This is a genomic window from Marinomonas pontica (assembly GCF_036322735.1).
Taxonomy (GTDB): domain Bacteria; phylum Pseudomonadota; class Gammaproteobacteria; order Pseudomonadales; family Marinomonadaceae; genus Marinomonas; species Marinomonas pontica.
This window is the reverse complement of sequence record NZ_AP027271.1, coordinates 2,141,673-2,166,179: the sequence shown is the minus strand read 5'-3', so window position 1 is coordinate 2,166,179 and position 24,507 is coordinate 2,141,673. Positions and strand designations below refer to the sequence as shown.

Below are 24,507 nucleotides of genomic sequence, written 5' to 3'. Positions count from 1 at the left end.
TGCGTTATTGATTTTTGTGTGTGAATACGGCGAGCCGACTGTGGCATCGAATCTATAGTAAGAGCAGGCGTTAGCGGGAAATGCCTTTTTTCTAGAACTTGGCCTGCTTATTGCTTTGTATAGAGTACTGATGCACCGTAAACCGACGATGGCTTACACATAAAGCAGTCAGATATTACAAAAGGCAACGAGGCCCAATCACTTTTCTAAGAAAAGTGATTGGGCCTTTTTTTGTTTTCAACAAAGTGAGCAGCGTGAGGAAGACCCATGACGGCAACCAGCAAAAAAACAACTTGTCCATATTGTGGTGTTGGGTGTGGCGTTAATGTCACGATTCCACACTCAGTAGACGACATTGTTCCGCCTGTATCTGGAGATCTGGAGCACCCTGCTAATTTTGGTCGCTTATGCGTAAAAGGCAGCAGTCTTGCTCAAACCCTGCGTTCGGATGATCGCTTATTAACACCCATGGTGGCAGGGCAGGCTGTATCGTGGAATGAAGCAGTAGAGACGGTTGCGGATAAAATTGCTCAGGTTGTGAAAGATCATGGTCCTGATGCGTTTGCTTTTTATCTTTCAGGCCAAATTTTAACGGAAGATTATTATGTGGCGAACAAGCTCGCCAAAGGTTTTATTGGTACGGCGAACGTGGATACAAACTCACGTTTGTGTATGGCGTCCGCTGTCGTTGGTTACAAGCGGGCTTTTGGTTCGGACACTGTGCCTTGTAACTATGAAGATTTAGAGCGCTGTGATCTGTTGATTATGGTTGGTTCAAACGCGGCGTGGACACACCCGATTTTATATCAACGTATAGCGGCCGCGAAAAAACAGCGCCCTGAGATGAAAATCGTGGTGATTGACCCACGAGAAACGGCGACCTGCGATATTGCCGATATGCATTTGGCGATTAAGCCGGGCAGTGACGCCGCGGTGTTTTCTTACTTATTAAAGTGTTCTGCTCAAGCGGGTATTTTGGATGAGGGTTTTATCGCCAATCACACAAATGGATTTGACGAGGCATTCGCTCAAGCCAAATCTTCAACCCCCACGTTGTCCTCTGCGGCCGCCTTTTGTGGCGTCAGCGAACAGGATCTTAATCGTCTTGTAGGCTGGTGGAATGATACGCCGAAGACAGTGACGTTTTATTCTCAAGGAGTAAATCAATCCTCATCTGGCGTGGATAAATGCAACGCGATCATCAATTGTCATTTGGCGACAGGTCGAATTGGGGTGGAGGGCGCAGGGCCTTTTTCAATTACTGGACAACCCAATGCGATGGGTGGACGTGAAGTGGGCGGTTTGGCGAATCAATTGGCGGCGCACATGGATTTCGCGACACCGGGCGCACAAGAGTTGGTGCAGCGCTTTTGGCAAGCGCCCAATATGGCAACGGAAAATGGCTTAAAAGCCGTAGATTTATTCCAAGCGATGGAAGAGGGTAAAGTGAAAGTGGTGTGGATTATGTCCACCAACCCAATGGTGAGCTTACCAGATACGGCTCAAGTTCGACGCGCGCTGGAAAAGTGTGAACTGGTGATTGTCAGTGATTGCAAGGCGCACACTGATACCACTGCGATGGCTGATGTTTTGTTTCCTGCAACAGGTTGGAGTGAAAAAGACGGTACGGTGACCAATTCAGAGCGACGTATTTCACGTCAGCGTGGATTGTTGCCAGCGCCAGGCGAGGCGAAGCATGACTGGTGGGCGATTTGTGAAGTCGCAAAGAGTCTGGGGTTTCAATCGGCTTTTTCTTACCGAAATGTCCACGAGATTTTTAATGAGCATGCGGCCTTATCGGCGTTTGAGAATAATGGTCGACGTGATTTTGATATTGGTCATTTTAGCCAAATGACCCAGGAAGAATACGACGCCTTGGTGCCTGTGCAATGGCCTGTACCTAAAGGGCGTCCAGAAGGCACGAAGCGCATGTTCGAAGACGGGCGCTTTTTTACCTCTGACGGTCGAGCGCGATTTGTTGCCATTTCCCCAAGCTTACCTCAGCATCAAGCTTCGCCAGCGTGGCCATTTACACTGAATACCGGTCGGGTTCGCGATCAATGGCATACTATGACGAGAACCGGTGATGCGGCGTCTTTGGCAAAGCACACAGCGCAGCCTTATGTTGAGATCCATCCAAAAGATGCAAAGCGTCTTAGTATCGAAGATAAATCCTTGGTTCGTCTGGTTTCCCCTTTAGGGCAGGTATTGCTAAAAGCAAAACTGAGCCGAGCGGTTGCACCAGACAATGTGTTTGCGCCAATTCATTGGACTCAACAATTTGCCAATGCGTCTGTGGTGTCGAATCTTATTCCACAGGTGGTGGATCCCTTGTCTGGACAGCCAGAATCCAAACACGCTCAAGTGAGGCTAGAAGCGGTGGCCGACATCAGCTACGGCTTGGTGATTTCCGCGGTACCGTTGACCTTGTCTGATTGCTTGTATTGGTGCCAAGTGCCTTCTGAGCAAGGTTATCATTACGAAGTGGTTTGGCCGAAGGGACAAACGCAAGCGACGTTAAAAGCCATGGACCTTAAATTGCCTGATCAATCTCATGATGTGGCGGAATGGTTAGAGTATTCGAACCCCATTACTCAGCAAATTCGATTGGCGAAAGTTGTCAATCAAAGGCTGTCATTGTTGGTGTATGCGCATCCGCAACCAGAGTCCATTATGGCCGATTGGCTGATTTCGCAATTAGCCATAAATACCACACTGTCTATGCAAGATCGCTTGGCCATCTTGGTGGGCACGCCGGCCAATATTGAAGAAAAAGGTGAGATTATTTGCTCTTGTTTTCAGGTAGGCAGTAAGCAAATTGAAAAAGCCATTGCGTCGGGAGTGTGTTCTGTTGATGAGTTGGGAGGCAAGTTGAAATGTGGCACAAATTGTGGATCTTGTTTACCTGAATTAAAAAGGTTTATTCCCTTGAACACGGAGTTAGCAGTATGACGATTTACACCGGAAATGAATTTACTCAATACGTCAAAATCTTGGGAAGAGGAAAAAAAGGCGCCCGGAGCTTAACGATTGATGAAGCAGAACATGCGATGAGCTTGATGCTTTCTGGTGCTGTGGCACCGGAGCAGTCGGGAGCATTCTGGATGCTGATTCGCATTCGTGAAGAGACAGTGGAAGAAACGGTGGGCTTCACTAAGGCGGCACGTCGCTATTTATCTTCAAAAACGGCATTAAATGTATCGGTGGATTTGGATTGGCCTGCGTATGCTGGAAAACGCAATGAGTTGCCTTGGTTTTTATTGGCGGCGTTGGCGTTGGCAAACTCAGGGGTAAAAATTGTGATGCATGGGCATTCCTTTGTGGAAGAAGACCGAATGTACGTTGAATTTGCCATTTCTCAATTAGGAATCAACCTCTGTGAATCGCTAGCAGAGGTAGAGGTCTCGCTGGCCAACCTAAATTTTGCGTATATTCCATTAGAAAAAATAGACTCCACGTTAGGTGCGATGATGGACTTGAAATACATTTTGGGGCTGCGCTCACCAGTAAATACGGTGGTTCGTATGATGAATCCTTTTTTTGCAGAGCACAGTGTGCATGGTGTGTTTCATCGCGGGTACGATTTGCTGCATCTTTCTGCTTGCAAGCAGTTGGAGGATAAATCTGTGTTGGTTTTCCGAGGAGGAAATGGTGAAGCGGAAGTGAATCCAGAGCGAGACGTAACGCTGGGCAAATGGCAAAATGGGCTCGCAAGTTGGTCGACTTGGGCGAAAGCGGAAAAGGAACATAAGCGGCTGAAAGATTGCTTGGATTTGTCTCGACTCACCGATCATTGGTGTGGGCATCAATTGGATCAATTCGGTGAACAAGCAGTACGTCAAACAATGGCGTCTGTTGCTGGGTTGTTATTTTCGATAGACTCCCATGACGAGTGTTTGGCATTGGCTGACGATATTTGGTCTCGACGTGACAAAACGGTATTGCACTGCGTTAATTAAAGAAACGAGGGTAAAGTGGCGCTAATGTCATTGTCTGCCGCCATATTGGCGGGTGGAAAAGCTGAGAGAATGTCCCATCAAGACAAGGGGCTAATGCACTACCAAGGGACGCCGATGGCTTTGCTGGTTGGTCAGGCATTGCGACATGTGGCGGACCATGTGTTTGTGAATGCCAATCGAAACTATGAGCAATATAGTGAACTGGGTTTTGATGTTGTCGCCGATGAAGAGGCGTATCTAGGAATGGGGCCGTTATCGGGTTTGATGGCGTGTTTAAACACGGCGAATTCGTCACATCTGCTGATATCGCCTTGCGATACCCCTTGTATCACTCATGAAGCGTTTACCTTGTTACAACAAGTGTGTATATCCGCCCCAGAAAGTATTTATTATTTAAGTGACTCTTTGGGTATTCATCCACTGCATGCCATTCTGCCTGTGGCCTCGGCGCGGGCGTCTTTGTCAGTTTTTTTGAGCACTGGAAATCGCCACAGTGTTATGGCGTTTTATGATTATTTTGGTTGTGAATCTGTGGAGTGGAAGTACAGCGATCAATTGTTAAACGTCAACACTCCCCAGCAGCTGCTGCGTTGATTCAGAGTGGCTGTTTAACGGATTCGATGTCTAGGTGGTAAGATTCACCGTCTTCTTTGTGCTCAAGTTTAACCAGAAGGTAATCGAGTGAGGGGACAAACCAAAAAGACGTCTTTTTTCCTTTTTCCAGATTATCGGTACGAATGATTTTGATGGCGGACAGTCGGCCGATTTTAGTGTCGATTGTTTCCATTTTGTCCCGTTTGAAACGCCAATTCTTAATATAACCACCGTCGGCAATTTGGTAATCGAATTCACTTTTCCCTAGCTTTAGGTCTTGTCTTACTTGCAATTGTATTGAGAGTTTATCGAGTGTTTGTGGGTTGATTGCCAGATTCCAAGGTTTGTCTTTGACATCGTTCCGAACAAGGTTGTTGTCCCAATCAAAAGTGAGGGTTGCGGTTCTTTTTTTACCAAGGGCTGAGCTTCTGTATTGGTATTTGATAGGGATGATTTGATGGTTTTTTACATGAAACGTGGATGATTCATCGAGGGAAGCAATCATGCTGTCCGCTGAAAAGACAAACTTCCATTGGTCGTTATTTTGCTTTGTTAAGGTTTGTTTGCCTTCCACTTTTAGGCTAATGCCTTTTTTCCAAATAGTGCTGTACACCGCGGAATAGGGCTCAAGAAAGGTGTCTTTTGATGCTGTTTCGGAGGAAAAAGAAAGTATGGGATAACACATAAAAAGAACCATAAAAACAGCCGTTAAGCACGTTGGGGTTTTATGTGGTCTCATACTTTCTCCTACATCATGTTAGAGTTTCTTGATAAAGCACACCGTTTACGGGTAGTGGTTTTTTATCTAGAAAAGCGTTTCCGTCATGGAATGTTAATCTCTCTTCACTAAACCATTTTACCGCTAGTGGATAGATTATGTGTTCAAGTGCATGGACTTTTGTTGCCAGTGTGTCTGCCGTTTCTTCGCTTGTAATCTCTGTACTTGCTTGAAGAATGACAGCACCTGCATCCAGTTCTGGACTCACAAAATGCACCGATACGCCATGCTCTTTTTCGTTGGCATCAATAGCACGTTGGTGCGTATTCAATCCTTTGTATTTTGGAAGCAAGGAAGGATGAATGTTGAGCATTCTACCTTCGTAATGTTTCGCAAACGTTTCAGTGAGAATACGCATAAAACCAGCGAGAACAACCAGCTTTGGTTGATATTGATCAATGAGTGCTTGTAGCTCTGCATCGAACGCTTCTCGGCTATCAAATGATTTATGGCTCAGCGTGTGGGTGGGGATTCCAGCCAGTTTTGCACGTTCTAAGCCATAAGCCTCTGCTTTGTTGCTGATGACTGCGCAGATATCGATATTGAGTTGTCCTTGCAGGCTTTGATCTATCAAAGCCTGCAAGTTGCTACCGCTGCCAGAAATTAAGACAACGATGGGATAACTCATGCGTTGCCCTCTAGATCAGAGATCACAACGTCTTTACCGCCATTGCGTGGACGAATGTCACCAATAATCCAAGCGTTTTCGCCTTCTGCTTTTAGAATCGCAAGCGCTTCTTCTGCTTTGTCGGCATCAATAGACAGTACCATACCAACACCACAGTTTAATACGCGGTACATTTCTTCTTGCTCGACATTTCCTTGATCTTGCAACCAGTCAAACACAGCAGGGCGTTTCCAGCTGTTGGCATCGATGTAGGCTGCCGCGTCTTCTGGTAGAACACGTGGAATATTTTCAAGTAGGCCACCACCGGTGATGTGAGCCAGTGCGTTCACAGAAATGGTTTCCATTAACGTAAGAATGGATTTTACATAAATGCGAGTAGGTTCCATTAACGCGTCTTTTAATGCAACACCATCAATGTCTTGGTTCAAGTCGGCGTTGCTAACCTCAAGAATCTTACGGATCAACGAGTAGCCATTGGAGTGTGGACCAGACGATCCGAGTGCAAGAAGGGTGTCACCTGCTTTAACATTGCTGCCGTCAATAATGGCATCTTCTTCAACTACGCCAACGCAGAAGCCGGCCAAATCGTAATCGCCATCATGGTACATGCCTGGCATTTCTGCTGTTTCGCCGCCTACCAGTGCACAGCCTGCTTGCAAACAGCCTTCACCAATACCCGTTACAACGTTTGCTGCAACATCAACATCTAATTTGCCTGTTGCGTAGTAATCTAAGAAAAGTAGAGGCTCAGCACCTGCGACAACTAGATCGTTGACGCACATAGCCACAAGGTCAATACCAATGGTGTCGTGCTGGTTAAGATCCATCGCCAAACGAAGTTTTGTACCAACACCGTCTGTGCCAGAAACAAGAATAGGGTTTTTGTATTTTGTTGGAAGACGCGTCAAGGCACCAAATCCACCCAGACCACCCATGACTTCAGGGCGACGAGTTTTTTTGCTTACGCCTTTAATACGTTCAACAAGTTGATTGCCTGCGTTAATATCTACGCCTGCGTCTTTATAGCTAATGGAGGGTTTATCCGACTTGGTCATTGCCTATGCCTTATCATGGTACGAGGAAAAAAGGCATTTTAGCATAGTCGCGCATTAGGGCTATGGTTCTTTGCAATTAAGACAGTAGAATAGGCAAATAAACGAAGGAAGGGTTATGAATTCTCGTATATTTTTATTACTTATTAGTGTTTTTTGTACGTCTTTGGCCAATGCTGTCCCCGTTCAGGGTCTTTATAGTGCTGAAATTAATCTACCGGCAACGCAGTCGGAAGCCAAAATGTTAAATGATGCATTTAGTTTGGCTGCTGAAGATGTGTTGATTAAAGTGTCAGGTGACAAAAACGCCATTTCGGGTGCGTTATTGGCACAGGCTAAAAAAAGTGCGTCAACATGGGTTGCCCAGCATTCTGTCGCTTCTTTGAGTGAATTGTTGCCATCTGAAGATGGTTTGGTCCCCGGGAAAAAAGTCAAGGTGGCTTTTTATCAGGAGTCGATAGACCGCTTTTTATCTCAAAACAATCTCTCTGTATGGGGGGATAATCGTCCTTCTGTCTTGGTCTGGTTGGTGAGTGAAACTAACGGTGTGCGTACTTTGTCGGGATCAAGAGCGCCCTCTGATGCATTGAATCAGTTTGCTCATTCAGCCAGTGTGATGGGGGTGCCTGTTTACGCGCCTTTATTTGATGAGGTGGATCAAAAGAATTTGTCCGTGTCGGACGTTTGGGGCTTTTTTGAAGACAGCATATTGTCGGCCAGCAAGCGATATCAGACCGATTCAGTTGTGGCTTTGCGAGTCAGTAACTACGCAGGCCAAATGGACGGTAATTTGTTGGTGCTTTTGAAAAATGGTGAAACAGAACGCTTTTCTTTACATGGCGATTCACTTGAAGGTGTGATCGATCAGGCCAGTGTTTATTTGGCAAAAGTGTTTTCGTCTCGATACGCTTCTGTTCGCAATGGTGGATCCGCAAGTCGATTAAATATTCAGGTCGTTGGTGTGACAAATTATGCGATCATGAGCAAAGTGCAATCTTACTTAGAAAGCATTGGTTTGGTTCGTGATGTGATGTTAGTGCAGGTTGATGGTGAAAAAGTGGAGTTCTCTGTAGAGATTGACGGCGACAAGCAAAAATTATTTAACAGTATCTCGTTAAGTCGGTTGCTGATTGATGCGCCGTTAAATGCATTAGACCCAGATGCTAATCGAGTTGTGTCATATCAATATGGTGGAGTGAAGTAGATGACGGAATTATTAGAAGAGCAGGTTGTACCAAGGGATTTCTATGCTCGTTCAGCGGAAGAGCAAGAAGATTTTTTGGCGCAAACGTGGTGCAATCACTGTCAGGAAATTGATCTTGGTATGGTAAATCCTAAAGAATTTGAGTCGAAAGATCGCATTTGGATTGAGGGTGAATGTGTAAAGTGCGGAAACACTACCGTTACTGAAATTGTTGAAGACGACGAGTAGTTTTATTGGCCTTAGCGATTTAGTTACCTAAAATTTAATGCGCTAAATAAAGAAGCCCCAGCCATTTGAAAGATATGGTCGGGGCTTTTTATTTTCTGAGCAGGCTCTACTTATTTAGTTGGGTAGTCGCGCTCAGGCTGACCAACATACAACTGGCGAGGACGGCCGATTTTGTATGGTCCACTGATCATTTCATTCCAATGAGAAATCCAACCAATGGTGCGTGACATAGCAAAAATCACAGTAAACATACTGGTTGGGATACCAATTGCTTTCATGATGATGCCTGAGTAGAAGTCCACATTAGGATAAAGCTTACGCTCTACGAAATAAGGGTCTTCTAGGGCAATTTGCTCAAGACGTTTGGCAATTTTAAGCAGCGGGTCATTAGACATGCCTAGTTCAGCCAGCACCTGGTCGCAAGTTTCGCGCATCACTTTGGCACGAGGGTCAAAGTTTTTATAAACGCGATGACCAAAGCCCATTAGTCTGAATGGATCGTTTTTGTCTTTTGCTTTTGCAATGAATTCATCGATGTTTTCTACGTCACCGATCTCTTCAAGCATTGTCAAAACCGCTTCGTTTGCGCCGCCATGAGCAGGCCCCCAAAGCGTTGCAATACCAGCAGCAATACAGGCAAATGGATTCGCGCCAGACGAACCCGCTAGACGTACTGTGGACGTAGACGCGTTTTGTTCGTGATCAGCGTGAAGAATAAAGATTCGATCCATTGCTTTAGCAAACACTGGGTTGACCTTGTAGTCTTCACAAGGGGTTGCGAACATCATGTACAAAAAGTTTTCTGCATAAGATAAGTCGTTACGTGGGTACATAACAGGCTGATCTTTAGAGTATTTGTAGCAAATCGAGGCCAAAGTCGGCATTTTTGAAATTAAGCGAAACGCCGCAATTTCACGATGCTTTGGATTGTTGATATCCATGTGGTCTTGGTAGAAAGCAGACAGTGCACCAACTAAACCACACATGATCGCCATTGGGTGGGCGTCATTTCGAAAGCCTTCAATGAATTTGTGCATCGATTGGTTCACCATAGTGTGTTTACCAACCGTTTTTTCGAACTTTGCTTTTTGCTCTTTATCAGGAAGTTCTCCGTAAAGCAGCAAGTAACATGTTTCTAGATAGTCTGAATGTTCTGCAAGCTGGGCAATTGGGTAGCCTCGGTGCAAAAGAATGCCAGCGTCGCCATCTATGTAAGTAATAGAGGATTCACAAGAGCCGGTAGACATAAATCCTGGATCGTAGGTGAATACACCGTTAGCACCTAAGCTACGAACGTCTATAACGTCTGTGCCTAAAGTACCTGAAAGAACAGGAAGTTCGATAGCTTTATCGATCCCATCCACTTTGAGTAGCGCTTTTTTATCAGCCATTTATGGTCTCCTTCGTATTCCGGTTCTGAGCTAAAAGGTCGTAGGTTGACTCTATCTAGTCCAGAAGGTGCGGAAAAAATACTGTCTCTAGACTATAAAAGTCAATCTTGTTCACTTGCACTCTTTTTACATTATGGTGCGATATTTTGTAATTTACTGACAAAACAGTGAAGGTGAGTGAAGTTAAGGTGAAGGCGTATTGGTTCTATCTTATTGAAATATATGGATTTAATTGTTTTTTTGAAGGCTAAAATTTATGTAATTTTATACCATTATTGTTTGAGGTTATGGCTACATTCATTTGATGAATGGTGACCATTGAAAACCTCATGTTCAGTCTATTTGTCTTAGTATTTTTCGCTGGTCTATAATTGCGCCTCAGACGATTTCATTGATTTGTTGTTGCTAATGAATAAAAGAGAGTCGCTTTTAAGCATTTGTTTGCAAATCGATGAGATTTTCAAAGTAGGCCTATGACGTCGCTATACTATGATCTAACTGTAAGAATAGCACGTATAGACATTGGGTCGTGATTGACCATTCAATCAATACAAAATGGTGTAAAAAGTCGTGAATAAAAAAAGACCAGTCAACCTTGATATTTCAACAATATCAATGCCCGTCACAGCAATCGTGTCTATCCTTCACCGTGTAACAGGAATCATCCTTTTTGTAGGGTTGGCTTTCTTGTTTTATGCGTTCGATCTTTCTTTAGAGTCTCAAGAAGGGTTTGATCAGGTAGTGAATGCATTGCAAACTAATTTCCTTGTGAAATTTGTGATTTGGGGTGTTGTTTCTGCATTGATGTACCACTTTGTAGCGGGTGTAAAACACTTGTTTATGGATATGGGGTACTTTGAAGAATTAGAAAGTGGACGTAGTGCTGCTATCGCAAACATTGTGATTGCTGTCGTTCTTATTGTGTTAGCAGGAGTTTGGATATGGTAACTCAAATCACAAGTTTTGGTCGCTCTGGCCTTTATGACTGGATGATGCAGCGTGTATCTGCTGTTGTATTGTCTTTGTACACTGTTTTTATTATCGGTTATTTGTTGCTAAACCCTGATCTTACATACGATCAGTGGAGTGCTTTATTTGAAGCAACTTGGATGCGCATATTCAGCTTGATGGTTCTTTTGTCTATCGGTATGCATTCTTGGATTGGCTTGTGGTCTATTTCGACTGACTATATTAAAGCAACAGGTGCTCGTTTTTTCTTTCAATCTCTATGCGGTCTTGTAATGTTTGTTTACATCGTATGGGGTGTTCAGGTTCTTTGGGGGCTATAAGTAATGGCAAATATTCGTACTATTTCTTTTGATGCCATTGTTATCGGTGGTGGTGGCGCAGGTATGCGTGCTGCACTTCAGTTAACAGAATCTGGTTTAAATACGGCTTGTGTTACTAAAGTATTCCCAACACGTTCACACACTGTTTCTGCGCAAGGTGGTATCACCTGTGCGATCGCAAGTGATGATCCAAATGATGATTGGCGCTGGCACATGTATGACACCGTAAAAGGGTCAGACTATATTGGTGACCAAGACGCGATTGAGTACATGTGTTCTGTTGGTCCACAGGCTGTATTTGAATTAGAGCATATGGGCTTACCATTTTCTCGTACAGAGCAAGGCCGTATTTATCAGCGTCCATTCGGTGGTCAATCTAAAGACTTTGGTAAAGGCGGGCAGGCTGCTCGTACTTGTGCTGCAGCTGACCGTACCGGACATGCTTTGCTTCATACGCTTTATCAAGGCAACCTTAAAGGCGGTACTACTTTCTTTAACGAGTGGTACGCTACGGATCTTGTGAAAAACAGCGAAGATGCTGTTGTTGGTGTCATTGCAATTTGTATCGAAACGGGTGAAACCGTTTACCTTAAAGCCAAAGCAACCGTTATTGCGACTGGTGGTGCGGGTCGTATTTTCCAATCTACAACCAATGCGCATATCAATACCGGTGATGGTGTTGGTATGGCATTGCGTGCTGGTTTCCCTATGCAAGACATGGAAATGTGGCAATTCCACCCAACAGGCATTTATGGTGCGGGTACGTTGGTAACGGAAGGTTGTCGTGGTGAAGGTGGTTACCTGATCAATAAAGACGGCGAGCGTTTCATGGAGCGTTATGCGCCTAATGCGAAAGACCTTGCAGGTCGTGACGTTGTGGCTCGTTCTATGGTTCTTGAAATTCTTGAAGGCCGTGGTTGTGGTCCTGATGGCGACCATGTATTGCTCAAGCTTGATCACTTGGGTGAGGAAACTCTTAACAAGCGTTTGCCAGGTATTCTTGAACTTTCACGTACCTTTGCGCACGTTGATCCAGTAAAAGAGCCAATCCCAGTTATCCCAACATGTCACTATATGATGGGTGGTATTCCTACGAACATCGGCGGTCAAGCTCTGAAGCAGAATGATGCTGGTGAAGACGTGGTAATCGATGGTTTGTATGCTTGTGGTGAAGCGGCTTGTGTGTCTGTCCATGGTGCAAACCGTCTTGGCGGTAACTCGCTGCTAGACTTGGTTGTTTTTGGTCGCGCGGTCGGTTTGCATGTTAAGAAATCTTTGGATGAAGGTTTTGACTCTTTAAGTGCAAACGATACAGACATTGAAAAAGCCATGGTTCGCTTGAATCGTCTTAATAACTCCACTGGTGGTGAGAGTGTTGCGGCTGTTCGTGCAGACCTTCAACGTGTAATGCAGCTTTACTTTGGTGTATTCCGTGATGGTGAAGCAATGCAAAAAGGCTTGGCTCAATTGAAAGAAATTCGTGCTCGAGTTGAAAATTTGCACTTGGAAGATAAGAGCCAGGCATTCAATACGGCGCGTATTGAAGCGTTGGAACTTGAGAACCTATTAGAAGTTGCCGAATCAACAGCTATTCCAGCGGAATTCCGTAAAGAAAGCCGTGGCGCGCATGCTCGTAACGACTTCACTGAACGTGATGACGAAAACTGGTTGAAGCATTCTTTGTTCCACCCAGCAGGTAAAAACGTAACTAAACGTGACGTTAACTTTGCTCCAAAAACAATGGAAGCTTTTCCACCTAAGATTCGTTCATACTAAGGAGTTATATCAATGTTGGTTAGTATTTATCGCTATAATCCTGAAGTGGACGACGCTCCTTACATGCAGGACTATGAAGTTGAGCTACCAGAAGGTAAAGACCTGATGGTACTTGATGTATTGAATTTGTTGAAAGCTAAAGACCCTAGCATTTCATACCGTCGCTCATGCCGTGAAGGTGTGTGTGGTTCTGATGGTATGAACATGTCTGGTAAAAATGGCTTGGCTTGTATCACTCCAGTGTCTGAAGCGGTTAAGAAAGGGAAATTGGTCTTGCGTCCATTGCCTGGTCTGCCTGTTGTTCGTGACCTTGTTGTTGATATGGGACAGTTCTACAAACAGTACGAAAAAATTCGTCCGTTCTTGATTAATGATGCGCCAGCGCCAGCAATTGAACGTTTGCAAAGCCCAGAAGAGCGCGAGAAGCTTGACGGACTTTACGAATGTATCTTGTGCGCATGTTGTTCTACAGCTTGTCCGTCTTTCTGGTGGAACCCTGATAAGTTTGTTGGTCCATCTGGTTTGCTGCAGGCTTATCGTTTCTTGGCGGATAGCCGTGATACAGCGACACAAGAACGTTTAAGTGATCTTGATGATCCGTTCAGTGTATTCCGTTGTCACGGTATTATGAACTGTGTAAACGTTTGTCCTAAAGGGTTAAACCCAACTAAGGCAATTGGTAATATTCGTACTATGCTGTTACAAAGAGCGACCTGATGGTAGCTGGTGTGGTCTGTAGAGATAATTTAGCGTGACCACCCGAATCGGCGGCTTGAACTTTGCTTCAATGCCGCCATTTTTGCATATTCTAAGGTAGAGAATGCAACAAAAAGAATTTAAAATTCGATCTTTACGGGCAAGGAAGCACAAAGAGAAGTCACTAACTCTGTGATTATGGATTCAAAGTATGATGTTATTTTAATGTTGTGCTTTTAGTGGCTTGGTATTAACCGTAGAAGGGCGAAAGTAGCTGGAAATAAACAAAAAATCGAGGCTTTAATAGCCTTACGGGCCTGATAAAATGATCGATTTTTTCATAGATCGATACCGGGACCCCGGTAGCTGGCTCGAACATAAGGGTGATCGAGAATGCACGAAAGTTTAATGGAGTTGCTGTGGAGCACCTCTCATTTTTCAGGTGGAAACCTGGAATATGTTGAGGGGTTGTTTGAAAGCTACCTCGTCGATCCGAACTCTGTGTCGGAAGAATGGCGTAAATGTTTTGATCAATTGCCTCGTGTAAGCGAAGCGCAGTCAACTGATCTTCCTCATTCCGTGATTCAAGAACAGTTTTTGCAAATTGGTAAGAATAAGTTCCGCTCTATGCCTGTTTCTTCAGGTCAAGTGGCGAGCTCTGATCATGAGCAGAAGCAAATCGGTGTTTTGCAGTTGATTAATGCCTACCGCGTTCGAGGGCATCAGCATGCAACATTGGATCCACTTGGATTGCAAAAACGTGAGAAGGTAGCTGATTTAGATATTGGTTATCATCAATTAACAGGCGCAGATTTAGACACTACATTTAACACTGGTTCTTTGTTTTTTAATAAAGAGTCATTGAAGTTAAGTGAAATCGTCTCTGAACTTGAAAAAACCTACTGTGGAAGCATAGGTTATGAATTTATGCACATTGTTGATACGCAAGAAAAAGCGTGGCTTCAACAACGTGTAGAGTCTGTTCGTTCTCGCCCAGAATACTCTCAAGAAACCCGTGAAAGCTTATTAGAGCGTTTGACTGCAGCGGAAGGCCTAGAGAAATACCTTGCTAGTCGTTATCCAGGTGCAAAACGTTTTGGTCTTGAAGGTGGCGAGAGCTTAATCCCAATGGTCAATGAGCTGATCCAGCGTTCTGGTGCACTGGGTGCAAAAGAAGTCGTGATTGGTATGGCTCACCGTGGCCGTCTAAACGTATTGGTTAATACGTTGGGTAAGAATCCAAAAGATTTGTTTGATGAGTTTGAAGGTAAAAAACTTGTTAATACGTCTGGTGATGTTAAATACCACCAAGGTTTCTCATCAAATGTGATGACGGCGGGTGGGGAAGTTCATATTGCCCTATCATTTAACCCGTCTCACTTAGAAATCGTATCTCCTGTAGTGGAAGGGTCTGTTCGTGCTCGTCAAGACCGCCGTAAAGACACGACCGGTAAGACAGTCGTTCCTATCTCCATTCATGGTGATGCTGCCTTTGCTGGACAAGGTGTGGTTATGGAGACATTCCAGATGTCTCAAACTCGCGCTTATCGCACAGGTGGTACGGTTCACATCGTTATTAACAACCAAGTTGGTTTTACAACAAACCGCCAAGAAGACTCGCGTTCTACTGAATACGCAACAGACGTTGCTAAAATTATTCAGGCGCCGATTTTCCACGTAAATGGTGATGACCCAGAAGCTGTGTTGTTTGTGACTCAGTTGGCTTTGGATTACCGTTACGAGTTTGGTCGTGATGTTGTTATCGATATGGTGTGTTACCGTCGCCGTGGTCACAACGAAACAGACGAGCCTTCTGGTACTCAACCGTTAATGTACAGTGTGATCAACAACCTTAAAACCACACGTACTCTATATTCAGAGCGCTTGGTTGCTGAGTCGGTTGTTACTCAAGATAAATCCGATCAAATGGTTAACGAAAACCGTGAAGATCTAGACAATGCTCGTCATGTATCTAAGAGCCTTGTTCTGGAATCTCAGTCAGGTGCGTTTGTTGATTGGAAACCATATCTTGGCGTTGAATGGACGGATGCGGGTGACACAACGTACCCACTTGCTAAACTGCAGGAAGTTGCTAAAAAGTTAACGAGCATTCCTGATGGTGTGGTGATGCAGCGCCAAGTTCAGAAAATTTATCAAGACCGCGATAAAATGACAGCGGGTGCTTTGCCTCTAAACTGGGGTTACGCAGAAACGCTAGCATTTGCTACCTTATTAGAACAGGATTACCCGATTCGTATTACGGGGCAGGATTCTGGTCGTGGCACTTTCTCGCATCGTCACGCTGTGATTCATAGCCAAAAAGATGGCAGTACTTATATTCCACTGAAGCATTTGTCTGAAGATCAACCAACATTGGATCTGTACGACTCTTACCTTTCAGAAGAAGCGGTATTGGCGTTTGAATATGGTTATGCAAGTACATCACCGAAAGGCTTGGTAATCTGGGAAGCGCAGTTTGGTGATTTCGCCAATGGTGCGCAGGTGGTTATTGACCAATTTATTACCAGTGGTGAGCATAAGTGGGGCCGCCTATGTGGTTTGACTATGTTGTTGCCTCACGGTTATGAAGGTCAGGGCCCAGAGCACTCTTCTGCAAGACTTGAGCGTTTCTTACAGCTGTGTGCCGAATACAATATTCAAGTGTGTGTGCCGACAACACCGTCACAAATCTTCCATATCATTCGTCGTCAAGCGATTCGTCCAATGCGTCGTCCGCTTATCATTATGTCTCCTAAGAGTTTGCTGCGTCACAAACAAGCAATTTCAACATTAGAAGACTTGGCGGAAGGAAGCTTTAAAACAGTATTGCCGGAATCATCTGAAACAGTTACAGCGGATAAAGTAAAACGCATTGTTCTTTGTAGCGGTAAGGTTTACTACGACTTGATTAATCGTCGTGAAGAGCTAGAAAAAGATGATGTTGCTGTGATTCGCTTGGAGCAGTTGTACCCATTCCCATACGCTGACCTTGAGTCTGTATTGGAACAGTACAAAAATGTTGAGAGCTTGGTATGGTGTCAAGAAGAGCCTAAAAACCAAGGTGCTTGGCATGCCAACCGTCACCGTATGAATCGTGTATTGGAAAAACTGTACCCAGAACTGAAAATCCGCTTTGCGGGTCGAATTTCTTCTGCTGCACCAGCAGCGGGTTACATGTCAATCCATGTTGAAGAACAAGAAGCGCTGGTCAACGACGCATTAGTTGGTTAGTACCATAGCCTGTCAGAGAGATAAGGGTATAAAATGAGCATTGAAATTAAAGCACCTACTTTTCCAGAATCTGTAGCAGACGGCACCGTTGCTACTTGGTACAAGCAGCCAGGTGAAGCCTGTGCACGTGATGAGCACATTGTAGACATCGAGACAGATAAAGTTGTCTTAGAAGTGGTTGCACCTGCTGATGGTGTGTTGAAAGAAATCTTAAAAGCGGAAGGCGACATCGTATTGAGCGATGAAGTGTTGGCGGTGTTTGAATCGGGTGCAGCAGCATCTGCAGCACCAGCTGAAAAAGCCGCAGCTCCTGCTGCCGCTCCTGCTTCTGCAGCAGCAAAAGAAACCGTTCAGATTAAAGCACCGACTTTCCCTGAGTCTGTTGCAGACGGTACGGTTGCAGCTTGGCATAAACAGCCAGGTGAAGCTTGTGCCCGTGATGAGCACATTGTTGACATCGAAACAGATAAAGTTGTTTTAGAAGTGGTTGCGCCTGCTGATGGTGTTATCGGTGACATCTTGAAAAATGAAGGTGACACGGTTCTTAGCGATGAAGTATTGGCTAACTTTTTAGTTGGCGCGTCTGGTGAAGCAGCAGCGCCTGCTGCGGTTGCCGCTCCTGCAGCCTCCGAGTCTGATGAAGATGGTGTAGCTGGTCCTGCCGCACGTAAAGCACTTTCTGAAGCGGGTTTGACTGCGGCTCAAGTAAAAGGCACAGGCAAAGGCGGACGTATTACCAAAGAAGACGTTGATGCCGCTGTAAAAGCAAAACCTGCGTCTGCGCCGGCACCAGCAAAAGCAGCCCCTGCTGCGATGCCAGCATTGGGTGCTGACGGTCGAGTTGAAAAACGTGTACCAATGACACGTTTGCGTGCAACCATCGCTAAGCGTCTTGTAGAAGCTCAGCAAACAGCCGCTATGTTGACTACTTACAACGAAGTAAACATGGGTCCTGTCATGGAACTTCGCAAAAAGTACAAAGACTTGTTTGCGAAGACACATAACGGTACCAAATTAGGCTTTATGTCTTTCTTCGTGAAAGCGGCGACTGAAGCACTTAAACGCTTCCCAGCAGTGAACGCTTCTATTGATGGCAACGATATGGTTTACCATGGTTACCAAGACATTGGTGTTGCGGTGTCTACTGATCGCGGTTTGATGGTGCCAGTGCTTCGTAACACAGAAGCGATGGGTCTTGCTGATATTGAATCTACTATTATGGATTTCGCACTTCGCGGTCGTGATGGCAAGCTAGGTATGGATGACATGCAAGGTGGTACATTCACTATCACTAACGGTGGTACATTCGGTTCATTGATGTCTACGCCGATTATCAACCCACCACAAACAGCAATTTTGGGTATGCACAAAATCCAAGATCGCCCAATGGCTGTAAATGGTCAAGTTGTGATTCAACCAATGATGTATTTGGCTCTTTCTTATGACCACCGTATGATCGATGGTAAAGAAGCGGTTCAATTCTTGGTGACAATCAAAGAGTTGCTAGAAGACCCAGCTCGTCTTCTACTTGAAATCTAAACATTCGTACCAATTTACTTGTATGAATTGACTACTAAGCAACGCTTTAAACAGCGTTGCTTAGTTTGACTGATAAATGGGATATCTTATGTCTGATAAATTTGATGTTGTTGTAATTGGTGGTGGCCCTGGTGGTTATGTGGCTGCAATCCGTGCTGCTCAGTTAGGTCTGAAAACAGCGTGTATCGAAAAATGGTTAGACAAAGACAACAAGGCTCGCTTAGGTGGAACTTGTTTGAACGTTGGCTGTATTCCTTCAAAAGCGTTGTTGGATTCTTCGCACAAATACCATGATGCAAAAGAAGCGTATGGCATTCACGGCATTAGCGTTGGTGATGTGTCTATGGACGTTGATGCGATGGTTAATCGCAAAGACAAAATCGTAGACCAATTGACCAGTGGTATTACTGGCCTTTTCAAAGCCAACGGTGTAACTAGTTTTGAAGGTTTCGGTAAAGTTTTAGCGAACAAGAAAGTGGAATTCACTGCCCATGATGGCAGCGTGACTGTTATCGAAGCTGAAAACGTCATTTTAGCTACCGGTTCTGTTCCAGTAAACATCCCACCAGCTCCTCGCACTGGCGATATTATCGTTGATAACGAAGGTGCCCTTGATTTCCGCGCTGTGCCAAAACGTCTTGGCGTTATCGGTGCAGGTGTTATCGGTCTAGAGTTGGGTTCTGTATGGGCTCGTTTGGGTTCTGAAGTGGTTGTTCTTGAAGCGCAAGATTCTTTCTTGAGCCTATGCGACCAAGATCTTGCTAAAGAAGCCGCTAAAATCTTCAAGAAACAGCATTTAGACATTCGTCTTGGCGCTCGTGTTACGGGAAGCGAAATCAAGGGTGAAGAAGTTGAAGTGACTTACCTTGATTCTAAAGGCGAAGAACAAAAGCAAACGTTTGATAAGTTGATCGTTGCTGTAGGTCGTAAGCCATTCACTCAAGGTTGTTTCTCAGAAGATTCTGGCGTGAAGCTAGACGAGCGTGGTTTTGTCTTTGTTGACGAGCAGTGCCGTACTTCTGTTCCTGGTGTTTACGCGATTGGCGATATTGTTCGTGGTCCTATGTTGGCACACAAAGCATCTGAAGAAGGTGTGATGGTTGCTGATATCATCGCTGGCCATAAAGCACAAATGAATTACGATTGCATCCCATCTGTTATTTACACTCACCCAGAGCTTGCTTGGGTTGGTAAAAATGAGCAAGAGCTTAAAGCAGAAGGTGTTAAGTACAAAGTGGGTAAATTCCCATTCGCAGCGTCTGGTCGTGCAATGGCCGCTAATGACACTGATGGTTTCGTTAAGATGATTGCTTGTGAAGAAACTGACCGTATTCTTGGTTGCCATATTATTGGTGGTCATGCGGCAGATTTGATCGCACAAGCGGTTATTGCAATGGAATTTGGTTCTACAGCAGAAGATATTGCTTTGACTGTATTTGCTCACCCAACAGTAAGTGAAGCAGTGCATGAAGCAGCATTGGCGGTAGATAACCATGCGATCCACATCGCGAACCGTAAAAAGCGTTAATAAAAATTAGATTTGCCGGCCAATGAGCCGGCAATTTCTGTCTTAACGGGCAGAGCTTATGTCAACCATTCAGATGAGCGGAAGAATCAAATGAACTTACATGAATATCAGGCTAAACAGCTTTTTGCTGAATATGGCCTGCCAGTATCTACAGGGTACGCAGTAGACACGCCAGAAGCGGCGGTTGAAGCAGCGAAGAAAATTGGTGGTGACAAGTGGGTTGTTAAAGCTCAGGTTCATGCTGGTGGTCGCGGTAAAGCAGGCGGTGTAAAGCTTGTTGATTCTTATGAAGAAGTTGCTGCGTTTGCGCAGAACTGGATCGGTAAAAACCTAGTAACTTACCAAACTGACGAAAAAGGTCAGCCAGTTACTAAGATTCTTGTTGAGTCTTGCACAGACATCGCAAACGAATTGTACCTAGGTGCGGTTGTTGACCGTTCTACGCGCAAAGTTGTTTTCATGGCGTCTACTGAAGGCGGCGTAGAAATTGAAAAAGTAGCGGAAGAAACGCCTGAACTTATTCATAAAGCGATCATTGACCCTCTAGTAGGTGCTCAACCTTACCAAGCGCGCGAAATGGCGTTCAAAATGGGTCTTAACGCTGCACAGATCAAGCAGTTCACTAAGATCTTCCTTGGTTTGTCTCAAATGTTCCACGACTACGACTTCGCTCTACTAGAGATCAACCCTCTAGTAATTACTGACGAAGGTAACCTTCACTGTCTAGACGGCAAAATCAACATTGATAGCAATGCGGTTTACCGTCAGAAGAAAATGCAAGAGTTCCACGATCCATCTCAAGAAGATGAGCGTGAAGCACATGCTGCACAGTGGGAACTTAACTACGTTGCACTAGACGGAAACGTTGGCTGCATGGTAAACGGTGCTGGCCTAGCGATGGGTACAATGGACATCGTTAACCTACACGGTGGCAAACCAGCTAACTTCCTAGACGTTGGTGGCGGCGCGACGAAAGAGCGTGTTGCTGAAGCGTTCAAAATCATCCTTTCTGATGACAATGTTAAAGCGGTATTGGTTAACATCTTCGGTGGTATCGTACGTTGCGATATGATCGCTGAAGGTATTATCGGTGCGGTTGAGCAAGTAGGCGTAAACGTGCCTGTTGTTGTTCGTCTTGAAGGTACAAATGCTGAACTAGGTCGTGAAGTTCTTGCGAACTCTGGTCTAGATATCATTGCTGCATCAAGCTTGAAAGACGCGGCTGAGCAAGTAGTTAAAGCTGCGGAGGGCAAATAATAATGTCTGTTTTAATTAACAAAGATACTAAAGTAATCTGTCAGGGTTTTACTGGCGGCCAAGGTACTTTCCACTCTGAGCAAGCGATTGCTTACGGAACGAAAATGGTTGGCGGTGTAACACCTGGTAAAGGTGGTCAAACTCACCTTGGCCTTCCTGTTTTTAACACAGTGAAAGAAGCTGTTGAACAAACGGGTGCTGAAGCATCTGTTATCTACGTTCCAGCACCTTTCGTTAAAGACTCTATTCTTGAAGCGGCTAACTCAGGCATCAAACTAATCGTTTGTATCACTGAAGGCGTTCCAACTCTAGACATGCTTGACTGTAAAGTGGCTTGTGACAGCTTGGGCGTACGCCTAATCGGTCCTAACTGCCCAGGTGTAATCACACCAGGTGAATGTAAGATCGGTATCATGCCTGGTCACATTCACTTGCCAGGTAAAGTGGGTATCGTATCTCGTTCTGGTACGTTGACTTATGAAGCGGTTAAGCAAACGACTGATGCTGGTTTTGGCCAATCTACTTGCGTAGGCATCGGTGGTGACCCAATTCCTGGTACTAACTTCATCGACGTATTGGAAATGTTCCAAAACGATCCACAGACTGAAGCGATTGTAATGATCGGTGAAATCGGTGGTACAGCGGAAGAAGAAGCGGCTGCTTACATCAAAGCAAACGTAACTAAGCCTGTTGTGTCTTACATTGCTGGTGTTACGGCACCTGCTGGTAAGCGTATGGGTCACGCTGGCGCGATCATCTCTGGTGGTAAAGGTACAGCTGATGAAAAATTTGCTGCTCTAGAAGACGCTGGTGTTAAAACCGTACGTTCTTTGGCAGACATCGGTGCCGCTCTTAAAGAAATCACTGGCTGGTAAGTTAGCGCTTTCAGGCAACTGATTCTAAAAATCCCTGCTAAGGCAGGGATTTTTTTTGCATGGAATTGAGAGTGGCTGGAACATGCTATGCGCCTAGTGACTGGCAAAGCTCTTTTAGAAATTTCAGAACCACATCGACGCGCTGAGATCTATTTTTTCGGCTCGGGTACAGTGCCGTGAGTTTGGCCGCCCCTGTTTCCGGTTGAATGTCTTGTAGAATCTCAACCAATTGCCCCGTTTGAAGATGTTTCAGGCAGTATTGTTCAGGGAGAAGTGACACGCCTCCGCCAGTTAGCAGTGCCTCTCGCACTGTGAGTGGATCATTGCAGTGTGAAATATTGGTCTGCAAGTCTAGGTGGCTTCTTTGAGTGTTCTGATGAACAGGAAAGCGATCAATGCCGTAGCGAGTTTCGCAGAGGCGAATGTGGTTTGTTAAGGTGTCCAGTGTGATGGGGGTATCCTGTTGAGCCAAATAAGTCGGTGTTGTGACCCATTTTAAAGTTCCTGAATACAAGGGCATTGCAATCAATTCGGAGTTTTCAAGCTCACCAACTATCACGGCTATATCGATTTCGTAATGAAAAATATCCAACGAGTGCCCGTTCATCATAATGTCGAGCTGTATTTTTGGGTAAGCTTTTTGAAATGTACTCAGATTAGGTGCCAGTAACTCTCGGCAAAACGCCATTGGCATGGCTACCCTCACTCTTCCGGTAGGCTCTGATTGCAAACCTGTAATGGCTGAGTCTGTCTCATTAACAAGCTGCAGTATCTGACAAGCATGGCGGTACAGTGTTTGCCCCTCAGCAGTCACCCAAATATTCCTAGAATTTCTTTCAAGCAATCGAAGTTTGAGTGTTTCCTCCAGACGGGTAATGGATTTACTGATGGTGGATTTGGATACCCCAAGCTGAATGGCGGCCAGCGACATGCTTTTGGTTTCAACCACTTGCACGAAAGCGGGAATGTCACTGAGGTTGCGCTGTAGATTTGAATATATTGTTTTCATAAGGAAACGATTGGTTTTAATTTGCCAGATTGTTGTTTTTTTAGTTTATGAGTATTCTCTTTTCATATCTAGTAATTATAAAAATATAGGAAAAAAGAATGGCTAAAATTATTGGCGGCATCGGTGCTTCCCATTCGCCCACGATTGCGTTTGCAAAAGACACAAATAAAGGCAGCGACGCGGCTTGGAAGCCGATCTTTGATGACTTTTCTGTACTGCAAAATTGGGTGCATGATCAAAAAGTAAATGTGTTGTTCCTTATTTTCAATGATCACATTACGTCGTTCTTCTTTGATCATTATTCGCCATTTACCTTAGGTGTGGATGATTCTTATCAGACCGCAGACGAGGGTGGTGGTGCTCGAGACTATCCGCCAGCTTCTGGCCATGTGGCCTTATCGCGTCATATTGCACAATCTATGATGAACGCAGAGTTTGACTTGGCTACTTTCCAGAAAAAGCCATTAGATCACGGCTTTTTTTCTCCATTTTCAATGATAGCACCAGAAAAAGACGGTGCAGCGTGGAAGGGTACGGTCGTTCCATTGCAGGTTGGTGTATTGCAGTTTCCTGCACCAACGGCAAAACGTTGTTACCAATTTGGTAAAGCGCTCCGCAAAGCCATTCAAAGTTTTCCCGATGAGAATATGCGTGTGGCTATTGTGGCAACGGGGGGGTTGTCGCATCAGGTTCATGGAGAGCGTTGTGGCTTTAACGACGAAGCATGGGACAATGAATTTCTGGACGCTTTAGAAGCAAACCCAGACGCCTTAACGAAATTAACGCATGCTGAATACGCGACTAAAGGGGGCTTTGAAGGTGCTGAAGTCATCATGTGGCTGATTATGCGCGGGGCATTGTCTGATAAGGTGAAGCCTGTTCATCGCAGTACGTATTTGCCGTCTATGACAAACATCGCTACGGTGATTTATGAAGACACAGAATCCGTTGAGCCTGTTGTTGAAGATACGCAACTGACCCATCAATTAGACGGTTTGGAGAAACTGCAAGGCACCTACCCATTCACCTTAGAAAGAAGTCATAAAGCGTATCGATTGAACCTGTTTTTACGTAACCTTTCTGACCCATTGCATCGTGAGCGTTTTTTGTCTGAAAAAGAAGAACTGATGACGGAATGTCAGTTGACGAAGGAAGAAAAAGACATGGTGCGAGAGCTTAAATGGATCGAAATGATTCAATACGGTGCTATATTTTTTGGTTTAGAAAAACTATCGGCGGTAATGGGTAAATCGAATCCAGAAATCTATGCCAGTATGCGTGGAGAAACGATGGCGCAATTTCAAGCGAGCCGAAAAGTATCGATGCAGTATTCAGTGGGTAAAAAGTAACCGACGCTACAGTATGGGGCTTTTGGACAAACATTGAAGCAAAGTAAACCGTGATCAATCTATATTAAAACCAGAACGAGTCCTCTCGCTCTGGTTTTTTTTTGTTCGTAGCGTGCCATAATAC

General features: G+C 44.9%; 20 protein-coding genes. 15 read left to right on the top strand and 5 right to left on the bottom strand.

The window, feature by feature from the left end:
* The first annotated feature begins 267 nt into the window (after positions 1-267).
* From AABA11_RS10200 to mobA, 3 genes are read left to right on the top strand one after another with little or no spacing between them, the layout of a single operon-like run.
* Complete coding sequence (locus tag AABA11_RS10200) at positions 268-2,952, top strand: nitrate reductase (protein ID WP_338267585.1); 2,685 nt, start codon at positions 268-270, stop codon at positions 2,950-2,952.
* A complete protein-coding gene (locus AABA11_RS10195) occupies positions 2,949-3,959 on the top strand; it encodes a glycosyl transferase family protein (protein WP_338267583.1) in 1,011 nt (336 codons plus the stop codon). The genes AABA11_RS10200 and AABA11_RS10195 overlap by 4 nt, the downstream gene beginning before the upstream one ends.
* Positions 3,960-3,983: 24 nt before the next feature.
* Positions 3,984-4,553: a molybdenum cofactor guanylyltransferase gene (mobA, locus tag AABA11_RS10190; RefSeq protein ID WP_338267582.1), complete on the top strand. Its 570-nt coding sequence runs from the start codon at positions 3,984-3,986 to the stop codon at positions 4,551-4,553.
* 1 nt (position 4,554) lies between these two features.
* Here mobA and AABA11_RS10185 read toward each other — a convergent pair whose 3' ends face one another.
* The 3 genes from AABA11_RS10185 to purM are packed head-to-tail and all read right to left on the bottom strand — an operon-like array spanning position 4,555 to position 7,014.
* On the bottom strand, positions 4,555-5,292 hold the full coding sequence (locus AABA11_RS10185) for a DUF3108 domain-containing protein (RefSeq protein WP_338267581.1): 738 nt from the start codon (positions 5,290-5,292) through the stop codon (positions 4,555-4,557).
* Positions 5,293-5,305: 13 nt separating this feature from the next.
* On the bottom strand, positions 5,306-5,959 hold the full coding sequence (gene purN, locus AABA11_RS10180) for a phosphoribosylglycinamide formyltransferase (RefSeq protein WP_338267579.1): 654 nt from the start codon (positions 5,957-5,959) through the stop codon (positions 5,306-5,308).
* Positions 5,956-7,014, bottom strand: coding sequence for a phosphoribosylformylglycinamidine cyclo-ligase (gene purM, locus AABA11_RS10175; protein WP_265727586.1), 1,059 nt, complete (start codon positions 7,012-7,014; stop codon positions 5,956-5,958). Before purM ends, purN begins: the two co-directional genes overlap by 4 nt.
* A gap of 115 nt (positions 7,015-7,129) precedes the next feature.
* Between purM and AABA11_RS10170 the strand changes: the two genes are divergently transcribed.
* Positions 7,130-8,215 (top strand): DUF2066 domain-containing protein, encoded by a 1,086-nt coding sequence (locus tag AABA11_RS10170; protein ID WP_338267577.1) that lies wholly within the window; start codon positions 7,130-7,132, stop codon positions 8,213-8,215.
* The gene (locus AABA11_RS10165) at positions 8,216-8,443 is read left to right on the top strand and encodes a hypothetical protein (protein WP_338267576.1); all 228 of its coding nucleotides are present in this window, start codon (positions 8,216-8,218) and stop codon (positions 8,441-8,443) included. It abuts the gene before it with no gap.
* Between the two features lie 110 nt (positions 8,444-8,553).
* On the opposite strand, the gene gltA is transcribed toward AABA11_RS10165, so the two are convergent.
* Positions 8,554-9,834 (bottom strand): citrate synthase, encoded by a 1,281-nt coding sequence (gene gltA / locus AABA11_RS10160; RefSeq protein ID WP_265727588.1) that lies wholly within the window; start codon positions 9,832-9,834, stop codon positions 8,554-8,556.
* Between the two features lie 570 nt (positions 9,835-10,404).
* Here gltA and sdhC point away from each other — a divergent pair.
* The 9 genes from sdhC (at position 10,405) to sucD (ending at position 22,025) form a co-directional block, all read left to right on the top strand.
* Positions 10,405-10,782, top strand: coding sequence for a succinate dehydrogenase, cytochrome b556 subunit (gene sdhC, locus AABA11_RS10155; protein ID WP_110571769.1), 378 nt, complete (start codon positions 10,405-10,407; stop codon positions 10,780-10,782).
* A complete protein-coding gene (sdhD, locus tag AABA11_RS10150) occupies positions 10,776-11,123 on the top strand; it encodes a succinate dehydrogenase, hydrophobic membrane anchor protein (protein WP_072839974.1) in 348 nt (115 codons plus the stop codon). Before sdhC ends, sdhD begins: the two co-directional genes overlap by 7 nt.
* 3 nt (positions 11,124-11,126) lie before the next feature.
* On the top strand, positions 11,127-12,899 hold the full coding sequence (sdhA, locus tag AABA11_RS10145; RefSeq protein WP_338267569.1) for a succinate dehydrogenase flavoprotein subunit: 1,773 nt from the start codon (positions 11,127-11,129) through the stop codon (positions 12,897-12,899).
* Between the two features lie 12 nt (positions 12,900-12,911).
* On the top strand, positions 12,912-13,616 hold the full coding sequence (locus tag AABA11_RS10140; RefSeq protein ID WP_265727589.1) for a succinate dehydrogenase iron-sulfur subunit: 705 nt from the start codon (positions 12,912-12,914) through the stop codon (positions 13,614-13,616).
* A gap of 372 nt (positions 13,617-13,988) precedes the next feature.
* Positions 13,989-16,826 carry a 2-oxoglutarate dehydrogenase E1 component gene (locus AABA11_RS10135; RefSeq protein WP_265727590.1) on the top strand — a complete coding sequence of 946 codons (2,838 nt, stop codon included), beginning with the start codon at positions 13,989-13,991 and terminating at the stop codon, positions 16,824-16,826.
* 33 nt (positions 16,827-16,859) lie between these two features.
* Positions 16,860-18,365: a 2-oxoglutarate dehydrogenase complex dihydrolipoyllysine-residue succinyltransferase gene (gene odhB, locus AABA11_RS10130; RefSeq protein WP_338267566.1), complete on the top strand. Its 1,506-nt coding sequence runs from the start codon at positions 16,860-16,862 to the stop codon at positions 18,363-18,365.
* Between the two features lie 88 nt (positions 18,366-18,453).
* Positions 18,454-19,893: a dihydrolipoyl dehydrogenase gene (gene lpdA / locus AABA11_RS10125; protein WP_265727592.1), complete on the top strand. Its 1,440-nt coding sequence runs from the start codon at positions 18,454-18,456 to the stop codon at positions 19,891-19,893.
* Between the two features lie 90 nt (positions 19,894-19,983).
* A complete protein-coding gene (gene sucC / locus AABA11_RS10120) occupies positions 19,984-21,150 on the top strand; it encodes an ADP-forming succinate--CoA ligase subunit beta (RefSeq protein WP_265727593.1) in 1,167 nt (388 codons plus the stop codon).
* Between the two features lie 2 nt (positions 21,151-21,152).
* The gene (sucD, locus tag AABA11_RS10115) at positions 21,153-22,025 is read left to right on the top strand and encodes a succinate--CoA ligase subunit alpha (protein WP_265727594.1); all 873 of its coding nucleotides are present in this window, start codon (positions 21,153-21,155) and stop codon (positions 22,023-22,025) included.
* 85 nt (positions 22,026-22,110) lie between these two features.
* Here sucD and AABA11_RS10110 read toward each other — a convergent pair whose 3' ends face one another.
* Positions 22,111-23,034 carry a LysR family transcriptional regulator gene (locus tag AABA11_RS10110; protein WP_338267563.1) on the bottom strand — a complete coding sequence of 308 codons (924 nt, stop codon included), beginning with the start codon at positions 23,032-23,034 and terminating at the stop codon, positions 22,111-22,113.
* Between the two features lie 98 nt (positions 23,035-23,132).
* Between AABA11_RS10110 and AABA11_RS10105 the strand changes: the two genes are divergently transcribed.
* Positions 23,133-24,383 carry a gallate dioxygenase gene (locus tag AABA11_RS10105; protein ID WP_338267560.1) on the top strand — a complete coding sequence of 417 codons (1,251 nt, stop codon included), beginning with the start codon at positions 23,133-23,135 and terminating at the stop codon, positions 24,381-24,383.
* Positions 24,384-24,507: the final 124 nt, after the last annotated feature.

What these genes read in the sequence shown, in the direction of transcription:
- AABA11_RS10200 (WP_338267585.1), top strand. Translation starts at nt 268, where the DNA reads ATGACGGCAACCAGCAAAAAAACAACTTGTCCATATTGTGGTGTTGGG.
- AABA11_RS10195 (WP_338267583.1), top strand. Translation starts at nt 2,949, where the DNA reads ATGACGATTTACACCGGAAATGAATTTACTCAATACGTCAAAATCTTG.
- mobA (WP_338267582.1), top strand. Translation starts at nt 3,984, where the DNA reads ATGTCATTGTCTGCCGCCATATTGGCGGGTGGAAAAGCTGAGAGAATG.
- AABA11_RS10185 (WP_338267581.1), bottom strand. Translation starts at nt 5,292, where the DNA reads ATGAGACCACATAAAACCCCAACGTGCTTAACGGCTGTTTTTATGGTT.
- purN (WP_338267579.1), bottom strand. Translation starts at nt 5,959, where the DNA reads ATGAGTTATCCCATCGTTGTCTTAATTTCTGGCAGCGGTAGCAACTTG.
- purM (WP_265727586.1), bottom strand. Translation starts at nt 7,014, where the DNA reads ATGACCAAGTCGGATAAACCCTCCATTAGCTATAAAGACGCAGGCGTA.
- AABA11_RS10170 (WP_338267577.1), top strand. Translation starts at nt 7,130, where the DNA reads ATGAATTCTCGTATATTTTTATTACTTATTAGTGTTTTTTGTACGTCT.
- AABA11_RS10165 (WP_338267576.1), top strand. Translation starts at nt 8,216, where the DNA reads ATGACGGAATTATTAGAAGAGCAGGTTGTACCAAGGGATTTCTATGCT.
- gltA (WP_265727588.1), bottom strand. Translation starts at nt 9,834, where the DNA reads ATGGCTGATAAAAAAGCGCTACTCAAAGTGGATGGGATCGATAAAGCT.
- sdhD (WP_072839974.1), top strand. Translation starts at nt 10,776, where the DNA reads ATGGTAACTCAAATCACAAGTTTTGGTCGCTCTGGCCTTTATGACTGG.
- sdhA (WP_338267569.1), top strand. Translation starts at nt 11,127, where the DNA reads ATGGCAAATATTCGTACTATTTCTTTTGATGCCATTGTTATCGGTGGT.
- AABA11_RS10140 (WP_265727589.1), top strand. Translation starts at nt 12,912, where the DNA reads ATGTTGGTTAGTATTTATCGCTATAATCCTGAAGTGGACGACGCTCCT.
- AABA11_RS10135 (WP_265727590.1), top strand. Translation starts at nt 13,989, where the DNA reads ATGCACGAAAGTTTAATGGAGTTGCTGTGGAGCACCTCTCATTTTTCA.
- odhB (WP_338267566.1), top strand. Translation starts at nt 16,860, where the DNA reads ATGAGCATTGAAATTAAAGCACCTACTTTTCCAGAATCTGTAGCAGAC.
- lpdA (WP_265727592.1), top strand. Translation starts at nt 18,454, where the DNA reads ATGTCTGATAAATTTGATGTTGTTGTAATTGGTGGTGGCCCTGGTGGT.
- sucC (WP_265727593.1), top strand. Translation starts at nt 19,984, where the DNA reads ATGAACTTACATGAATATCAGGCTAAACAGCTTTTTGCTGAATATGGC.
- sucD (WP_265727594.1), top strand. Translation starts at nt 21,153, where the DNA reads ATGTCTGTTTTAATTAACAAAGATACTAAAGTAATCTGTCAGGGTTTT.
- AABA11_RS10110 (WP_338267563.1), bottom strand. Translation starts at nt 23,034, where the DNA reads ATGAAAACAATATATTCAAATCTACAGCGCAACCTCAGTGACATTCCC.
- AABA11_RS10105 (WP_338267560.1), top strand. Translation starts at nt 23,133, where the DNA reads ATGGCTAAAATTATTGGCGGCATCGGTGCTTCCCATTCGCCCACGATT.